This window comes from Azospirillum lipoferum 4B, assembly GCF_000283655.1.
Taxonomy (GTDB): Bacteria; Pseudomonadota; Alphaproteobacteria; order Azospirillales; family Azospirillaceae; genus Azospirillum; species Azospirillum lipoferum_C.
Genome location: NC_016586.1, coordinates 654060 through 670574, shown reverse-complemented (window position 1 = coordinate 670574; position 16515 = coordinate 654060). Strand labels below are relative to the sequence as shown.

The following is a 16515-nucleotide window of genomic DNA, read 5'->3' as shown; positions in this document are numbered from 1 at the left end:
GCCGATTCGGAACCCGCCATGACCGCACAGCACACCCCCGCCGCCAGCCAGGATGCAGCATTGGAGTCCCTGCGCGCACGGCTTCTTGCCGAACCCGGCGGGGTGCTGGAGGCGGTGGCGGCGGAGACCGGCGTCAGCCTGCGCGCCGTCGTCGACTGCCTGCCGGCGGCCATGCGCGGCTTCGCCCCCGGTTCGGCGGCGGAAGCGGCGATGACCGACATCGCCGGCTGGGGGCCGATCACCTTCCTGGTTCACAGCGCCGATCTGGTCCTGGAATGCAAGGGGCCGCTGCCGCTCGGCCAGTTCGGGCGCGGCTTCTACAATCTGGCCGGCGGCAGCCCGATCGGCGGCCATATCCGCCTGGACCGCTGCGCCGACCTCGCCTTCGTCCGTCGTCCCTTCATGGGCAGCGGCGACAGCTGCGCCGTGATCTTCTTCAACGGCGACGGAGAGGCGATGTTCAAGATCTTCGTCGGCCGCGACGAAAAGCGCCAGCTTCTGCCCGATCAGGTGGACCGCTTCCTGTCCTTGCGCGACCTGCTCTGCGTGTCAGTGGCATGAGAGCTTCTGAGTGATTGTGGACCTCCCTCGGCCGTCATCCCCGCCTTCGCGGGGATGACGGCCGAAAAAGCAATTTCGGCCGTTCTGCGCCTATCGGTTGCGAATAATAATCAATAGCAAAACTGACATCACCGTGCCGGCCGGGTCCGGCGTGACCCCAAAAAGAGCGAGGAGAGACAGAGATGACCGCAACCCCCAGCATTCCGCGGCGGATCGCAGGGCCTGGACGGCTGCGCCGGGCGCTGTGGCTGTCGGTGTCGGCGCTGACCCTGGCCGGCGCCGGCGCGGCGCTCGCCCAAACCGCAGGCCAAACCGCGACGCAAACGGCGGCGGCCCCACAGGCGGGCCAGCCGACGACCGTGCTCGACGCGGTGACCGTCTATGGCGAGCGCGGGGAGCGGCGGCTGGACGAGGCGACCTCCACCATCTCCGTGATCGGGGAGGAGCAGATCGAGACGCGCGGCCTGCACCGCCTGCAGGATTTGACCCGCTACGAGCCGGGTGTGACGGTCAGCAATTCGCCCGCCCGCGCCGGTGCCGGCGGCTTCGCCATCCGCGGCATCACCGACAACCGGGTCCTGATGCTGATCGACGGCACCCGCCTGCCGGAAACGCCGAAATCGGCCGGGCCGTCCGCCGGCTACAGCCGCGACGCGGTGGATCTCGATTCCCTCAAGCAGGTGGAGATCGTGCGCGGCCCGTCCTCCGCCCTCTACGGGTCTGACGCGCTGGGCGGCGTCGTCGGCTACGTCACAAAGGATCCGGCCGACTACCTCTATCCCGGCAAGGATTTCTACGCCTCGCTGAAGGGGGCCTACGACAGCGTCGACAGTTCCATCTCCGAAACCGGCACCGCGGCGATGCGCGCGGGCGAGTTCTCGCTTCTCGGCATCTTCACCCGCCGCGACGGTGAGGAGTACAAGTCCAAGGACAAGAGCTTCCGCAACCCGCAGGACTATCAGGTCAACAACGGCCTCGCCAAGCTGGTGTGGGAACGCGGTCCCGACAAGGTGACGCTGACCGGCGAGTATTTCCACCGCGACACCGACACCACCCTGCGCAACGACGTCGGCGCCGCCGCCAGCTACATCTTCTCGACCGTCCCGTCGCGCACCACCCGCGGCACCGTCGCCGATTCCGTCAGCGACGACGAGGCGACGCGCTGGCGCATCGGGCTGGAGCATTCGCACGACGCCCCCATCGGCTTCATCGACCATATCGACTGGCGGCTCTACGCCACCGGCTACGACCATCAGGAAAACCGCACCCGCACCGCCGGCGTCGCCACCTCCACCAACACGCTGTTCCCGGCGCGCTCCACCCTGCGCGAAGAGACCAACAACGAATCCGAACAGCGCATCTTCGGCGGCGCGGTCAACATGCGCACCGACACCAGCTGGTTCGGGCTGCCCAACCGCCTCTCCTACGGCTTCAGCGTCGATCACATCCGCACGGAGCGCATGCGCGACGTGACGCTGACCAACACGGCGACCGGCGCCTCCGCCAAGAGCTACAACGGCGACACCTATCCCAGCCGCACCTTCCCCAACACCAGCACGCTGATGCTGGGCGGCTATCTGCAGGACGAGATCACCATCGACCGGCTGCGTCTGGTGCCGGCCCTGCGCCTCGACTATTACCGGATGAACCCGGAACTGGACGCGGCCTATCTCGCCTCCAACCCGTCCTCCACCCCGTCGAAGCTGGACAAGCTGGCGCTGTCGCCCAAGTTCGGCGCCACCTACGAGCTGACCCGCGAATATTCGCTGTTCGGCCAGTATGCCCACGGCTTCCGCGCGCCGCCCTATGACGACGCCAACCTCGGCTTCTCCAACCCGACCTATGGCTACGAGGTGCTGCCCAATGCCAGCCTGAAGCCGGAGACCAGCAACGGGGTCGAGGCCGGCTTCCGCGCCAAATACGCCGACGGCTCCAGCTTCCAGGTTTCCAGCTACTACAACCGCTACAGCAACTTCATCGCCCAGCGGGCGGTCGGCCGCAGCAGCGCCGGCCTGCTGCGCTACCAGTCGCAAAACATCTCGAAGGTCGAGATCTTCGGCGTCGAGGGCAAGGGCGAATGGCGCTTCCGGCCGGGCTGGTCGCTGTTCGGCGCGGCGGCCTTCGCCCGCGGCTTCGACCTCGACGCCAAGACCGCCATCGACGAGGTGGCGCCGCTGACCGTGAACGCCGGCCTGTCCTACACCGCGCCGGACAATTTCTGGGGGGCGGAGGTCGTCACCACCCACGCCTTCGCCAAGAAGGCCGACGACGTCAGCAGCTCCACCTACCTCAAGGCCCCTTCCTACACCACGGTCGACCTGTCGGCCTACCTGAACCCGACCGACCATTTGTCGCTCGGCGCCTCGGTCAAGAACCTGTTCAACCAGGAATACTACAACTACATCAACGTGGTGAGCGTCGCCGAGACCTCCGCCGACCGCCGCCGCTACCTGGAGGCCGGGCGCTCCTTCCTGGTCCACGCCACCGTCAAATGGTGATGTGACCCAGAGGCAGGGTGGCGCTTCGCAGGTGGAGCAGGCGCAGGTGGCACCTGACGGTGCCGCCGCCTGTTCCGCCGGTAGCGAGGCGGCGGTGCAGCGCCCGGAACCGAAACGGTAATCCTCAAACAGCAACGCCCCGCGCGTCGGGCACGGGGCGTCACGGCTTATATGCGGCAATCAGACGGCGGCGGTGACGACCACCTCGATCTTGATCTCCGGCGCGCCGAGATCGGCGACGCCGATGGTGGCGCGGGCCGGCAGGTCGTTGCCGTCGAGCCAGGCGAGCCATGCCTCGTTCATCTCGTTCTTCAGGCTCATGTCGGTGATGAACAGCTGGGCGGACAGCAGCTTGGTCTTGTCGCTGCCGGCCATCGCCAGCACCTGGTCGAGCTTGCCGCAGATCTGCGTGACCTGGCCGCCCATGCCGACGCTGACGTCGTCGGCGATGATGCCGCCGAGATAGGCCGTGCCGTTGTTGACGACGACGCGGTGCATGATCTTGGTCTTCTCGATGCGCTTGATCACTGGGAACTGCTCCTCGGTTTTAAAAGAACTCAGGGGGTGATGGAAAAATCGACGTAGCGGGCGGCAATGCGGGCCAGGGTGCCGTCCTGCACGACCGCGCGGATCGCCTCGTCGAAGGACTGCTTCAGGCTCTCGTCCTCCTTGCGCAGGCCGACGCCGATGCCGGGGCCGAACACCTCGGCGTCGATCACCGGCTGGCCGACCAGCTTGACCGACTTGCCGCCGTCGCCCTTCACCCAGTCGGACGCGGTGGCGCCGGTGGTGATGGCGGCGTCGATCCGCCCGGCCTTCAAATCGGCCAGCAGGTTGGAGGCGGTGTCGTAGGTCTTCAGCGTCGCCTCGCTGCCGAGATGCTTCTCGACATAGCGGGAATGGGTGGTGGAGACCTGGGCGCCGATGGTCTTGCCGCGCAGGCTGGCGGGCGAGCCGTCGATGGCGGACTTGGCAGGTGCCACGAAATAGGCCGGCACCACCATGTAGGGGGTGGAGAAGCCGATGGCCTTCGCCCGTTCCGGCGTGATGTTCATCGTCGCCATGATGGCGTCGTACTTCTTCGCCAGCAGTCCCGGAATGATGCCGTCCCATTCCTGCGCCATGACGGTGCAGGGCCGCTTCATCCGCTCGCACAGCGCGTTGGCAAGATCGACCTCCAGCCCCGCCACCTTGCCGTCGGGCTGGGTGAAGTTGAAGGGCGGATAGGCGCCCTCGGTGGCGATGCGGATCTCCTGCGCCGCGGCAATGCCGCCGGACGCAAGCAAGAGGAGGGCGGCAACGCCGGTGACGAGGCGCTTCATGGCAGGCTCCGGAAATGACGAAGGTTGATTGGGTCAGAGTCCCGCGACGACGACGATCTCGACCAGGATCGACGGGTCGGCCAGCTTGGCCTCCACCGTCGCGCGGGCCGGCGGATTGGCCTTGTCGACCCAGGCGTCCCAGGCGGCGTTCATCTCGGGGAAGGTGGCGATGTCAGCGAGATAGACCGTGGCGGTCAGGATGTTGCTCTTGCTCGTCCCGGCCTCGGCCAGCAGGGCGTCGATCTGGCGCAGCACGTCGCGGGTCTGCGCCTCCACGGTGGTTGATCCGTCATCAACGATCTGGCCGGCGAGATAGACGGTGTCCTTGTGGATGACCATGTCGCAGAGCCGCGGGGTCGGGTGGAAGCGCTGGATCGTCACGGGATGATGCTCCAAAGGTCAGGCGGCGAAGCGGCCGATGCGGAAGGGGGCGACGGGCAGGTCGGTGGCCCCGCCCGTGATCAGGTCGGCGGTGATCCGCCCGACGATGGGGCCGAGCTGGAAGCCGTGCGCTGAGAAGCCGAAGGAATGGTAGAGGTCCGGTTCGGTGCCGCTGGGGCCGATCACCGGGATCTGGTCCGGCATGCGTGCCTCGATTCCCGCCCAGCTGCGGACGATGGTGGCGCCGCGCATGGAGGGGAACAGGTCCCACACCGTGCGGGCATTCACCGACACCTGGGAGAAGTCCAGCTCCGTCCGGTTCTCGTCGCGCACCGCCCGGCCCAGCAGCCCGCCGCCGATCAGCACGGTCCCGTTGGGGAACTGCTTGAAGGACAGCGTGCGGCCGGTCGCACCCACCACCGGCTTGATGAAGGGGGCGACGCGGGCGGTGATCATCAGCATCGGCGCGATGACCTCCAGCGGCACCGGCTCCCCCACCTGCGCGGCGATGCGGTCGGCCCAGGCCCCGGCGGCATTCACCACCACCGGCGCCTCGAACCGGCCGCCGTCCGCCGTTTCCACGCTCCACAGCCCGCCCTTGCGGGCCAGCCGCGTCACGGCGCCACCCTCCTGAAAGCGGGCGCCCAGCGCGATGGCCTTGCGGCGGAAGGCGAAGGTGGTGCGGAAGGGGATTGCCGCCCCGTCGCCGCGCGACACCAGCGCACCGACGCAATGATCGGCGATGGCCGGCACCAGCGACCGCAGCTCGTCCTGCCCGATCACCTCCTCGTGGGTGAAGCCCAGCGCGTTGAGTTCGGCGACGCGGGCACGCACCGTCTCCAGCTCGGCCTCGGTCTCCGCCACCTTGATCTGGCCATGGCTTTCGAAGCCGCAATCGTCGTCCACCAGATCGCGGATGCCGTGCCACAACGCCATGGAAGCGACGGACAGCGGCACCTCCGCGACATGGCGGCCGAGCTGGCGCACGCCGCCCGCATTGACGCCGGAGGCGTGGCGGGCGACATGGTCCTTCTCCAGAACCAGCACGCGCACGCCGCGCATCGACAGCTGCAGCGCGGCGGAGCAGCCGTGCAGCCCGCCGCCGATGACGATGACGTCTGGTTTGAAGGAGGCGCTTGCGGTCATCGGGCGCCTCCGGTCAGTGCTTGAACACGGCGTCGATGTCGGCGTCGGTCTTCGGCAGGGCGGCCAGCTCGGCGAGCGTGATCGGCTTCACCGGCGGGCGCAGGCGGTAATAGCCGACCTCCGCCGGGGAGACGCCGCGCTCCGCCGCGATGACCTCGGTCACCGTCGGGCCGCAGAGCCGGCCCTGGCACGGCCCCATGCCGCAGCGCAGGAAACTCTTGGCCTGGTTGGGGCCGGAGCAGCCCAGCCGCACCGCTTCGCGCACCGCGCCGGCGGTGATCTCCTCGCAGCGGCAGACGATGGTGTCGTCGGCCGGCACGCGGAACGTCTCCGCCGGGGTGTAGAGCGTGTCGAGGAAGGCGCGCCCCGTCAGCGCCCGGTCGAGTGCGGCGCGGAACGGCGCGGCGGACTGGTCGCGCTGCTCCCGCCCGATGCGCCCCAGCCGGTGCAGAGCGTCGAGCGCCGCCAGCCGTCCGGCTTCTTCCGCCGCGCGGGCGCCGCCGATGCCGGCACCGTCGCCGGCCAGCGACACGCCCTCGACGGAGGTGGCTCCCCACTCGTCGGTGGTCGGGCGCCAGCAGCGCTGCTGCTCGTCCCAGCGCTGGGCGCAGCCGGTGGCGTTGGCGAGATTCAGGTTGGGGACGACGCCCTGGTGCAGCAGAAGCGTGTCGGCCGGCAGCCGGTGCTCCGTGCCGTTGCGGGTGTAGGTGACGCTCTTGAGTGCGCCGTCACCGTCGGCGCGGAGCGCGGTGACATTGCCGATGACGGTCAGCTTGCGCCGCACCTCCAGCATCAGCTTCATGCCCTTGGCCAAATAGGGCGAGCGCAGGAAACCGGGCAGCAGCGGCAGGGCGGCGCGCCAGTTCTGCTTTGGCGTGGTGTCGAGGATGGCGTCGATCCGCGCGCCGGCCTGCAGATACTGCCAGGCCAGCAGCCACAGCAGCGGCCCGCTGCCCGCCATCACCGTTGCGCCCGACGGCACGAGGCCGGAGGTCTTCAGCAGCACCTGCGCCGCACCTGCGCCCAGCACGCCCGGCAGGGTCCAGCCGGGAATGGGGAAGGGCCGTTCCAGCGCGCCGGTCGCCAGGATGACGTGGCGCACGGTCAGCATCGCCGCCGCACCGTTGCGCGACAGGCCGATCTGGATGCTGCGCTCCCCGTCCGGCCCGTCCTCGCGCGGGCGGGCGATGCTCCACACCGTGGCACCCGGCCAGTGGGCGGCACCGCTGTCGCGCAGCGGTCCCAGCAGCTCGGCGCCGTGCCAATAGTCGGGACCGAGCACCTTGCGGTCGCGCACCGGCGTCTCGGTGACGGCGCGGTAGATCTGGCCGCCCGGTTCCGTCTGTTCGTCGAGCAGCACCACCGACGCGCCCTTGGACGCGGCGAGCGCCGCAGCGGCGAGGCCGGCCGGACCGGAGCCGACGACGGCGATGTCGAAGTCAAACTTGCTCCCCTGGGCGCTCATCGCTCCACCTCGCGCTTGCCGTTCTGGGTTTCCACCGCCATGCCCGGCGCCACGCGCACCTGACAGCCCTGGCGGTTGCCGGTGCCGTCGATGGTGACGAGGCAGTCGAAGCAGACGCCCATCATGCAGTAGGGTCCGCGCGCCGCACCGCTGACCGGCGTGTTGCGGCAGGCGGTGACGCCGTTCGCCAGCAGGGCGGCGGCAACGCTGTCTCCGGCCCGCGCACTGGCCGGGCGGCCGTCGATGGTGAAGGCGACCGCTTCGGCAGCGGTCCCAATGGCGGTTTCGATCTCAGGCAGCCTGCGGAACATGGAACCTCCGGGCGCTGAAGGGCGCAAATCGGTCGCCGAGGCCGCCGGCCGCGATCAGCGGCGCCAGCGTCAGCGCATGGTTGGCGGCAAGGGTGACGCCGCTGTGGCAGGTGGCGACGAAGGCGCCGGGCGCCGTCTTCGACTCCTCGTAGATCGGGAAGCCGTCCGGGGTCAGCACGCGCAGCGCCGCCCAGCTCCGCACCACGTTCAGCTTGCCCAGCAGCGGGAAGAAGCGGATGGCGCGCTCCGCGACGGCCGACGACACGCCGGGCTGCAGCGTGGTGTCGAAGCCGGCCTCCTCGAAGCTGTCGCCGATCATCACCCCGCCCTCGTCGGTCTGGCGGACATAGGCGGTGGGGTGGTGCAGGAAGGGGGCGGTCTTCTCGGTGACGATGACATGGCCGCGCTGCGGACGGACCGGGGCGGACAGCCCGACCATCGGCGCCAACCGGGCGCTGTCGTGGCCGGCAGCCAGCACGATCTTGCCGGCGCGCACCTCGCCGCCGGCGGTGCTCATGCGGAAGCCGCCGTCGCGATGCTCGATGCTCTCGACCCGGTGGTTGGGCCGGTAATCGACGCCCAGCATGCCGATGCCCGTATGCAGGGTGCGCAGCAGCCGCAGCGAGTTGCAATGGCCGTCCAAGGGGCAATAGGTGCCGCCGACCACGTCCGGCCCGATGAAGGGCAGCTCCTTGCGCAGCGTCTCGCGGTCCATCACTTCGTAGGGGTAGGGGATCATGTCCGGCTGGTTGTGCAGCCGCATCATGGTGTTGGCGCGGGCTTGCAGATCCTCCTCCGACAGCATCGGCATGAAGCCGCCGGGGCGCCGGTAGGCGACGTCCAGCCCGGTCTGCTGGTACAGCAGGTCGGCGAAGCCGCTCCAGTCGTCGGAGGACTGCTTGGTCCAGCCGGCATACTCCGCCATGCCGAGACCCTTGCCCTGCACCCAGACCAGGGCGAAGTTGCCGCGCGACGGGCGCACGGCGATGTCGCCCTCGTCCAGCATGGCGACCTTCTGGCCCGACCGGGCGAGGCCCCAGGCCAGCGCCGATCCGACCAGCCCGCCGCCGATCACGGCGACGTCGTATTCTCCGCCCCGACTGGGCTGCGTCATCGTCTCCACTCCCGCCGCCGGCGCCGCACCATTTTCCGTGCGCATCGGCTGTCGTCGTTATCGTTTGGCGCGCATCGAATAATCCGGCACACTCATTTGGTGCCGAATACTTATGAATGTCGCGCATATCCTTGCGGACACGCCGGATCCGCCAGCGTTACACATGGATGGATTGCTAACTGCAGTGTTTTCTTTGGCGGAGCACCACGGGATGCTGCCCGGCGGCGCTCCGCCGCTCCTCGATCCTTGCGACAGCATCGGCAGCCAACCTATAACTGTCAAATCAGATCGAAGGGGTGTTTCATGACCGAATGTTATGTATCCGCCGCCGGAGCGGGCCCGGCGCCATGATCAATCCGCGCCAGATCGAGGCCTTCCGCGCGGTGATGGTGACCGGCGGCATCACCGCCGCGGCCGAACTGCTGAACATCTCCCAACCCGCGGTCAGCCGCCTGATCAGCGACCTGCAATATGCGCTGAAGCTGACGCTGTTCGAACGGCGCGGCCCCCGCATCGCGCCGACCAGCGAGGCGATCTCGCTCTATCAGGTGGTCGACCGCGCCTTCGTCGGGCTGGAACTGATCGAACAGACGGCGCGCGACCTGACCGCCCGGCGCAGCGGGGCGTTGCGGGTGGCGGCGATGCCGGCGCTGGGCGTCGGATTCCTGCCGCGCTACGTTGCGCGCTTTCTCAGCGAACGGCCGCGGGTGGACATCGCGCTGCGCGGCAGCACCTCGCCCATCATCCTGGACTGGGTGGCGACCGGCCAGTGCGAGTTGGGATTCGCCCACACCCCCATCGACCATGCGGCGGTGCTGACCGAGAAGATCCCCGGCATTCCGGCGGTCGCAATCCTGCCGCCCGGCCATCCGCTCGCCGCGAAGGATGTGCTGGTCCCGAAGGATTTCGAGGGGGAGAGCTTCATCTCCACCACCCCGCCGGCGCTGCTGCGCTCCCGCATCGACACCGTTTTCGCCGACCATGACGTGTCGCGGGTGATGCGGGTGGAAGCCCAGCTGACGATGAATGCCTGCGCCATGGTGGCGGCCGGTTATGGCGTGTCGATCGTCGATCCCTTCACCGCCCAGGATTATGTCCCGCACGGGCTGGTCGTCCGCCCCTTCGAACCGCGCATCGGCTTCGACATCGCCATCCTGCGCTCCGCCCAGGTGCCGCTGTCGATGATCGCCGAGGATTTCCTCGCCGGCTTCATGGAGGAGGCGATGCACTTCCGCGACCGCTTCCTCGGACCGGGCACCGGCACCGAAGCCGGTTCTCAACTCGTTCGGAACACGGAATTATAACATTACCGGATGAATGATGGCGGTTTTTCGATTTGACGGTTATGTGACTGCACCAGCACCCTTGGCCTGCGTCCTGGCCGCGACCTTCCCGAAAAACAGCCCGCAACAACGGCGGCGGCAAGGTGAGGGACGGTAAAAGCGGCGATCCGGTTCCGCATCGCGATGCGGTCCGAAGATCAGGCTCAGATGAAACCCCAGGATCGTGAACAGGGACCCCTGAACAGGGGCCGAGGCTCAAGAGGAGAATGACGATGCGCTCCGTGATGTGCGGGTTGATGGCGACGGCGGCCCTGTGGTGCGGCATGGCCGCGATCCAGACGGCCCAGGCCCAAACGGGGGCCCAGGACAAGACGCTCTATGTCGCCGCCTATGGCGGTTCCTTCGAGCAGACCATGCGCAAGGACATCATCCCGGCCTTCGAAAAGGCGACGGGCGTGAAGGTCGAGTATGTCGCCGGCAACTCCACCGACAACCTCGCCAAGCTGCAGGCCCAGAAGGGCAACCAGCAGATCGACGTCGTCATCCTCGACGACGGCCCGATGTATCAGGCGGTGGCGCTGAACTTCTGCGCCGATCTGGCGAAGGCGCCGGTCTACGACCAGCTCTATGATCTGGCGAAGATGCCGTCGGGCAAGGCGATCAACTTCGGCGCGGTCGGCACCGGCATCGTCTACAACAAGGCCTATTTCGACGAGAACAAGATCCCGGCCCCGACCTCGTGGAAGGACATCGAGGATCCGCGCTACAAGAAGAAGCTGGTGGTCCCGCCGATCAACAACAGCTACGGACTGCACGCGCTGGTGATGATGGCCCGCCTGAACGGCGGCGGCGAGACCAACATCGAGCCGGGCTTCAAGGAATTCAAGGACAAGATCAACCCGAACGTCCTGGCCTACGAGCCGTCGCCGGGCAAGATGACCGAGCTGTTCCAGAGCAACCAGGCCGTCATCGCCGTCTGGGGCTCGGGCCGGGCCAAGGCGCTGGCCGACACCGGCTTCCCCGCCACCTTCACCTACCCGAAGGAGGGCGGCATCGTGCTGGGCTCCGCCGCCTGTCAGGTCGCCGGCAGCAAGAATGCGGCCGAGGCACAGAAGTTCATCCAGCACATGCTGGGCGTCGAGGCGCAGACCGCGCTGGCCGTCAACGCCGGCTTCGGCCCGGTGAACAAGACGGTCGAACTGCCCGCCGAAAAGCAGGTCGGCATCCCCTATGGCCCCGAGCAGGTCGGCAAGCTGCTGGTGGTGGACTGGGACACCATCAACAAGAACCGCGAAGCATGGAACAAGCGCTGGACCCGCGAGATCGAGCGCTGAGGATGTAAGGAGCAGAGCCCCTCTCCCCTTGCGGGAGAGGGGTTGGGGTGAGGGGGCGCGAACTCACGGTTCCGCCGGCCTTCGGCCGGCTGCACCCCTCATCCCAACCCTTCTCCCACAAGGGGAGAAGGGCCATCCGCCCACGACGGTTGCAGTCCTTCGCAAGCGTTGGATGTGCGGACGCTTCAGGGGCGAAGCGAAAGGGAGACGACGGCATGACTTATCTGGTTCTCGACCAACTGACCAAGCGCTTCGCCAATTGGACGGCGGTCGATCGCGTCTCGCTGACCGTCGAGAAGGGCGAGCTGATTTCGCTGCTGGGGCCGTCGGGCTGCGGCAAGACCACCACCTTGCAGATGATCGCCGGCTTCCTCGACGCCGACGGCGGCCGCGTGATGCTGGACGGCCAGGACCTGCTGGCGAAGAAGCCGAACGAGCGTGGGCTGGGCATCGTCTTCCAGAGCTATGCCCTGTTCCCCCACATGACCGCGGCCGAAAACGTCGCCTTCGGGCTGGAGATGCGCAAGATCGCCCGCGCCGACCGTGACCGCATGGTGGCCGACGCGCTGAAGCTGGTCGGGCTGGAGCAGTATGGCGACCGCCACCCTCGCCGCATGTCCGGCGGCCAGCAGCAGCGCGTGGCGCTGGCCCGCGCGCTGGTCATCAAGCCGAGCCTTCTGCTTCTCGACGAACCGCTGTCCAACCTCGACGCCAAGATGCGCGAGGAGATGCAGATCGAGCTGCGCCGCATCCAGCGCACCGTCGGCACCACCATGATCCTCGTCACCCACGACCAGTCGGAGGCGATGGCCCTGTCCGACCGCGTGGTGGTGATGAACAAGGGCCGCGTCCAGCAGGTCGCCTCCCCGCAGGAGGCCTACGACCGCCCGGCCAACGCCTTCGTCGCCAACTTCCTCGGCCGCACCAACCTGCTGCCGGGCATGGTCGGCAGCGGGGCGGCAGGAACCGTCATCACCGTCGCGGACAGCGTGTGGCCGGTGTCGCAGCCGGTGCCGCCGGGACCGGGGGCGTTGGCCGTCCGGCCGGAGAAGATCGGCTTCGTCGATGCGGGCGGGCTCAGCGGCACGGTACTGGCCCGCGTCTTCCAGGGCACGCAGTGGCTGTTCGAGATCGAGACCGCGGCCGGCCGCGTGATGGTGATCCGCCAGCATGACGGCTCGCCCCTGCCGGCGGAGCGCGAGCGGGTGACGATCGGCTGGCGCCCGCAGGACATGGCGGTGATGCCCGCCGATCCGGAGGCGGACCTGTCCGCCCGGGAGGCGGCATGAGCATGGCGGCCTCCACCGATACCCAACTGCAGGCATCCGCCGCGAAGCCGGATACCCACGCACCCCCGCCGCGCCGTCCGCGCAGCTTCCCCTGGGCGCCCTATCTGCTGAGCGCCCCCGGCCTCGCCTTGTTCGCGGTGCTGCTGCTGGTGCCGCTGGCGATGACCTTCCTGTTGTCGCTGAACAGCTTCAGCTTCTATGGCGGCATCGAGAATGTCTGGCAGCTCGGCAACTATGCCGAGATCATCGCCGACGACTATTTCCACGAGGTCTTCCTGCGCACCTTCCGCATCGCCGCGGTGGTGACGATTCTCTGCGCGGTGTTCGGCGCGCCGGAGGCCTATATCCTGCGCCGCATGAAGTCGCCCTGGCGCGGGCTTTGCCTGCTGATCGTGCTGGGGCCGCTGCTGATCTCGGTGGTGTCGCGCACGCTGGGCTGGGCGCTGCTGTTCGGCTCGACGGGTCTGGTCAACCAGGGGCTGATGGCGCTGGGGCTGATCGCGACGCCGATCGAGTTCATGTATACGGAAACCGGCGTCATCATCGCGCTGACCCATGTGCTGGTGCCCTTCATGGTGCTGTCGGTCTGGGCCTCGCTCCAGCGGCTCGACCCGCAGGTGGAGAATGCGGCGCTGTCGCTGGGCGCCGGGCCGCTGACGGTGATGCGCCGGGTGGTGCTGCCGCAGATCGTGCCGGGCATCCTGTCGGGCTCCATCATCGTCTTCGCGCTGGCGGCCAGCGCCTTCGCCACCCCGGCGATCATCGGCGGGCGGCGGCTGAAGGTGGCGGCGACTCTCGCCTATGACGAGTTCCTGAACACGCTGAACTGGCCCTTGGGCGCCACCGTGGCGGTGCTGCTGCTGATCGCCAACATCGTCATCATCGTCGGCTGCAACCGGCTGGTCGAACGTCGCTACAAACAGGTGTTCGAATGAACCGCAACGGCCCACTCGCGCTGATCTTCCACGTCCTGTTCCTGGGCTTCCTGCTGGCGCCGATCCTGATCGTCTGCGCCGTCGCCTTCACCTCGCAGGGCTATCTGTCGCTGCCGACCGAGGGGCTGTCGCTGCGCTGGTTCCGCGCCATCGGCGACAATCCGGAATTCATCCGCGCCTTCAAGGACAGCCTGCTGCTGGGGGCGGTGTCCTCCACCCTGGCGATCCTGGTGGCGGTGCCGGCCGCCCTTGCCATCGCGCGCCACCAGTTCTTCGGGCGCGAGGCGATCCAGGCGCTGTTCCTGTCGCCGCTGATGGTGCCGCACATCGTGCTCGGCATCGCCTTCCTGCGCTTCTTCACCATGATCGGGCTGGGCGGCACCTTCGTCGGTCTGGTGCTGAGCCACGTCATCATCATCCTGCCCTTCGCGCTGCGCCTGATCCTGGCGGCATCCACCGGCATGGACCGCGCGGTGGAGAATGCGGCATCGTCGCTCGGCGCCTCCTCCTGGACCTGCTTCCGCCGGGTGACGCTGCCGCTGATCCTGCCGGGTGTCGCCAGCGGCTGGGTGCTGGCCTTCATCAACAGCTTCGACGAGGTGACGATGACCGTCTTCATCGCCTCGCCGGAAACCACGACCCTGCCGGTGCGCCTGTTCCTCTACATCCAGGACAACATCGACCCGCTGGTCGCCGCGGTGTCGGCGGTGCTGATCTTCCTGACGGTCGCCGCCATGCTGGTGCTCGACCGTGTCTATGGGCTGGAGCGGCTGCTGGTCGGCAAGGGCCGCGACTGATCGGCGCGCATCACCGCCGGCGGCGAGCGCCGCCAGCGGTGCAACCGCCGACCTTGCGGCCAGTGTTTCTCAGTTCTGCGTTTCGCGGTGGATCTTGAACGGTGCCCAGGACTGGCTGACCGGCATGATCTCCACGGCGTTGATGTTGACGTGGGGCGGCAGCGACACCACCCAGCGCACCGTCTCGGCGATGTCCTCCGGTTGCAGCGGGTTGGCCCCGCCATAGAGCGCATCGTAGGCCGCCTTGTCGCCGCCGGTGCGCACCAGCGTGAATTCGCTTTCCGCCAAGCCCGGCTCGATGGAGGTCACGCGCACGCCCTGCGCCGACAGATCGCTGCGCAGTCCGAGCGAGAACTGCCGCACGAAGGCCTTGGTGCCGCCATAGACGTTGCCGCCGGGATAAGGCCAGTTGGAGGCGACCGACGCGAGGTTGACGATCAGCCCGCGCCGGGCGATCAGCCGGTCCAGCAGCAGCCGGGTGATCGTCACCAGCCCGGTGACGTTGGTGTCGATCATGGTGCGCCACTGCTCCAGGTCGCAGTCCTGCGCCGCCTTGGTGCCCAGCGCCAGCCCGGCATTGTTGACCAGGACGGAGATATCGGCGAAGTCGTCCGGCAGCGAGGCCAGGGCGTCCCGCGTCGCCTCCTCGTCGCGGATGTCGAAACACAGCGGATGGACCACCGCCGGCCCGCCCAGCGCCTCGACCAGCGCGTCCAGCCGGTCCCGACGCCGGCCGGTGGCGACGATCCGCCAGCCCTCCGCCACCAGCCGCCGGGCGATGGCATCGCCGAAACCGGAAGTGGCGCCGGTGACGATGGCGATTTTGGCCGTGGCGGTGTTCGGGACGTTGTTCGACATTGTCCGATCTTTCCTCATGACGTTGGAGGCATCCGATTGATGCGCCACAGTATCACAGCTTCGGGAAGATCGCCCTCTCCCCCCCCGGCAATCGCATATGAAGAACGTGTTCTTTTCCGAGGAAGCCGGTCATGCCTGCGAAGGCGCTACGGGATGCACTGATCTCGGGGCGACATTAAGTCTCTGGAATCAAAGGGACTTTGCGTCATCCCCGCGAAAGCGGGGATCCAGGAAGCTCCGCAATGAAGCGGCTGAAACGGGTGGAATCCCGCCGTTGCGGGAATGACGGCCGAATAAGGTACCGTGATGCCCTGGGTGACCGCAGGTTGGCGCTTGACATGCGAATGATTATCGTTATCATTCAATCATTCGAACGCACCTACAGCGGAAGCCAGCCGTCAGCCTCCCGAGCCTGAACGTCAGCCACCGTCTTTTTCCGCTCCGGCGGCGTGCGTGCAAATCCCCTTACGTCCCGCTTTCCGAACGGACAGACGGCGCCACGGTTTCCCGCGACGCCAGCCTGACCGTCAAACCTTCAAAAGCAGCGTCAGACGACGATCACCCGGCAGCGGTCGCGCCGGACGCTTGACCCAGCCGCGCGGCAACGGACTCCCAATCGACCAGCTGTTCCAGGAACGCCGCGAGATAGTCGGGACGGCGGTTGCGGTAATCGACGTAATAGGCATGTTCCCACACGTCGCAGCCCAGCAGCGCGTGCCGGCCGTGCGCCAGCGGGTTCTCGCCGTTCGGCGTGCGCATCAGGGCCAGCCGCCCGTCGGCTTCCTCGGTCAGCCAGACCCAGCCGGATCCGAACTGGGCGACCCCCTCCTTGACGAAGCCGTCCCGGAACGCCTCGACCGAGCCGAAGCTGTCGATCAGGCGGCGTTCCAGCGCGCCGGGAACCGCCCCGCCGCCGCCCGGCTTCATCCAGGACCAGAAATGGATGTGGTTCCAATGCTGGCCGGCATTGTTGAAAATCGCCTGGGCCTGCGGATCGGCGAAGGACTTCCGCACGACCTCGTCCAGCTGCAGGCCGGCGAATGCCGATCCCGGAACCAGCTCGTTCAGCTTGGCGACATAGGCGGCATGGTGCTTGCCATGGTGAAGCGTCATGGTTTCCAGCGACATCGCCGGCCCGAGCGCATCGGGAGCATAGGGCAGATCGGGCAGAACGAACGCAGCGGTCATCGGTTCCTCCTTCGCCAAGGCCGCCCGGCCATT

The 16515-nt window shown here is 67.8% G+C and carries 16 protein-coding genes; 7 read left to right on the top strand and 9 right to left on the bottom strand.

From position 1 onward, the window contains the following. The first annotated feature begins 18 nt into the window (after positions 1-18). Positions 19-561: a heme utilization cystosolic carrier protein HutX gene (gene hutX / locus AZOLI_RS21230; protein WP_014189198.1), complete on the top strand. Its 543-nt coding sequence runs from the start codon at positions 19-21 to the stop codon at positions 559-561. Positions 562-743: 182 nt separating this feature from the next. Next, on the top strand, positions 744-3059 hold the full coding sequence (locus AZOLI_RS21225; protein WP_014189197.1) for a TonB-dependent hemoglobin/transferrin/lactoferrin family receptor: 2316 nt from the start codon (positions 744-746) through the stop codon (positions 3057-3059). Between the two features lie 180 nt (positions 3060-3239). On the opposite strand, the gene AZOLI_RS21220 is transcribed toward AZOLI_RS21225, so the two are convergent. Genes AZOLI_RS21220 through AZOLI_RS21190 form a run of 7 tightly spaced genes read right to left on the bottom strand, consistent with a single transcriptional unit; the run spans position 3240 to position 8798 of the window. Beyond that, positions 3240-3587, bottom strand: coding sequence for a RidA family protein (locus AZOLI_RS21220; protein ID WP_014189196.1), 348 nt, complete (start codon positions 3585-3587; stop codon positions 3240-3242). A 29-nt stretch (positions 3588-3616) separates the two neighbouring features. Beyond that, positions 3617-4381 (bottom strand): transporter substrate-binding domain-containing protein, encoded by a 765-nt coding sequence (locus tag AZOLI_RS21215; protein WP_014189195.1) that lies wholly within the window; start codon positions 4379-4381, stop codon positions 3617-3619. Positions 4382-4414: 33 nt separating this feature from the next. After that, entirely contained in the window at positions 4415-4762 is a 348-nt protein-coding gene (locus tag AZOLI_RS21210) for a RidA family protein (RefSeq protein WP_044552372.1), read from the bottom strand. 18 nt (positions 4763-4780) lie between these two features. Further along, positions 4781-5908 carry an NAD(P)/FAD-dependent oxidoreductase gene (locus AZOLI_RS21205; RefSeq protein ID WP_014189193.1) on the bottom strand — a complete coding sequence of 376 codons (1128 nt, stop codon included), beginning with the start codon at positions 5906-5908 and terminating at the stop codon, positions 4781-4783. A gap of 13 nt (positions 5909-5921) precedes the next feature. Then, on the bottom strand, positions 5922-7373 hold the full coding sequence (locus AZOLI_RS21200) for an NAD(P)/FAD-dependent oxidoreductase (RefSeq protein ID WP_014189192.1): 1452 nt from the start codon (positions 7371-7373) through the stop codon (positions 5922-5924). Next, on the bottom strand, positions 7370-7684 hold the full coding sequence (locus AZOLI_RS21195) for a (2Fe-2S)-binding protein (RefSeq protein WP_014189191.1): 315 nt from the start codon (positions 7682-7684) through the stop codon (positions 7370-7372). The genes AZOLI_RS21200 and AZOLI_RS21195 overlap by 4 nt, the downstream gene beginning before the upstream one ends. After that, positions 7665-8798, bottom strand: coding sequence for an NAD(P)/FAD-dependent oxidoreductase (locus AZOLI_RS21190; protein WP_014189190.1), 1134 nt, complete (start codon positions 8796-8798; stop codon positions 7665-7667). The genes AZOLI_RS21195 and AZOLI_RS21190 overlap by 20 nt, the downstream gene beginning before the upstream one ends. A gap of 347 nt (positions 8799-9145) precedes the next feature. Between AZOLI_RS21190 and AZOLI_RS21185 the strand changes: the two genes are divergently transcribed. The 5 genes from AZOLI_RS21185 to AZOLI_RS21165 all read left to right on the top strand — a co-directional run bounded on the left by AZOLI_RS21185 (position 9146) and on the right by AZOLI_RS21165 (position 14436). Beyond that, complete coding sequence (locus tag AZOLI_RS21185; protein WP_014189189.1) at positions 9146-10102, top strand: LysR substrate-binding domain-containing protein; 957 nt, start codon at positions 9146-9148, stop codon at positions 10100-10102. A gap of 251 nt (positions 10103-10353) precedes the next feature. Next, positions 10354-11415: an ABC transporter substrate-binding protein gene (locus AZOLI_RS21180; RefSeq protein ID WP_014189188.1), complete on the top strand. Its 1062-nt coding sequence runs from the start codon at positions 10354-10356 to the stop codon at positions 11413-11415. 215 nt (positions 11416-11630) lie between these two features. Next, positions 11631-12704 (top strand): ABC transporter ATP-binding protein, encoded by a 1074-nt coding sequence (locus tag AZOLI_RS21175; RefSeq protein ID WP_014189187.1) that lies wholly within the window; start codon positions 11631-11633, stop codon positions 12702-12704. Continuing rightward, positions 12701-13639, top strand: a complete 939-nt coding sequence (locus tag AZOLI_RS21170; protein ID WP_014189186.1) for an ABC transporter permease — start codon at positions 12701-12703, stop codon at positions 13637-13639. The genes AZOLI_RS21175 and AZOLI_RS21170 overlap by 4 nt, the downstream gene beginning before the upstream one ends. Further along, on the top strand, positions 13636-14436 hold the full coding sequence (locus tag AZOLI_RS21165) for an ABC transporter permease (RefSeq protein WP_014189185.1): 801 nt from the start codon (positions 13636-13638) through the stop codon (positions 14434-14436). Before AZOLI_RS21170 ends, AZOLI_RS21165 begins: the two co-directional genes overlap by 4 nt. 69 nt (positions 14437-14505) lie before the next feature. Here AZOLI_RS21165 and AZOLI_RS21160 read toward each other — a convergent pair whose 3' ends face one another. Both AZOLI_RS21160 and AZOLI_RS21155 read right to left on the bottom strand, forming a co-directional pair. After that, complete coding sequence (locus tag AZOLI_RS21160) at positions 14506-15294, bottom strand: SDR family NAD(P)-dependent oxidoreductase (RefSeq protein ID WP_014189184.1); 789 nt, start codon at positions 15292-15294, stop codon at positions 14506-14508. 558 nt (positions 15295-15852) lie between these two features. Next, positions 15853-16482, bottom strand: coding sequence for a superoxide dismutase (locus AZOLI_RS21155; protein ID WP_014189183.1), 630 nt, complete (start codon positions 16480-16482; stop codon positions 15853-15855). Between the last annotated feature and the right edge of the window lie 33 nt (positions 16483-16515).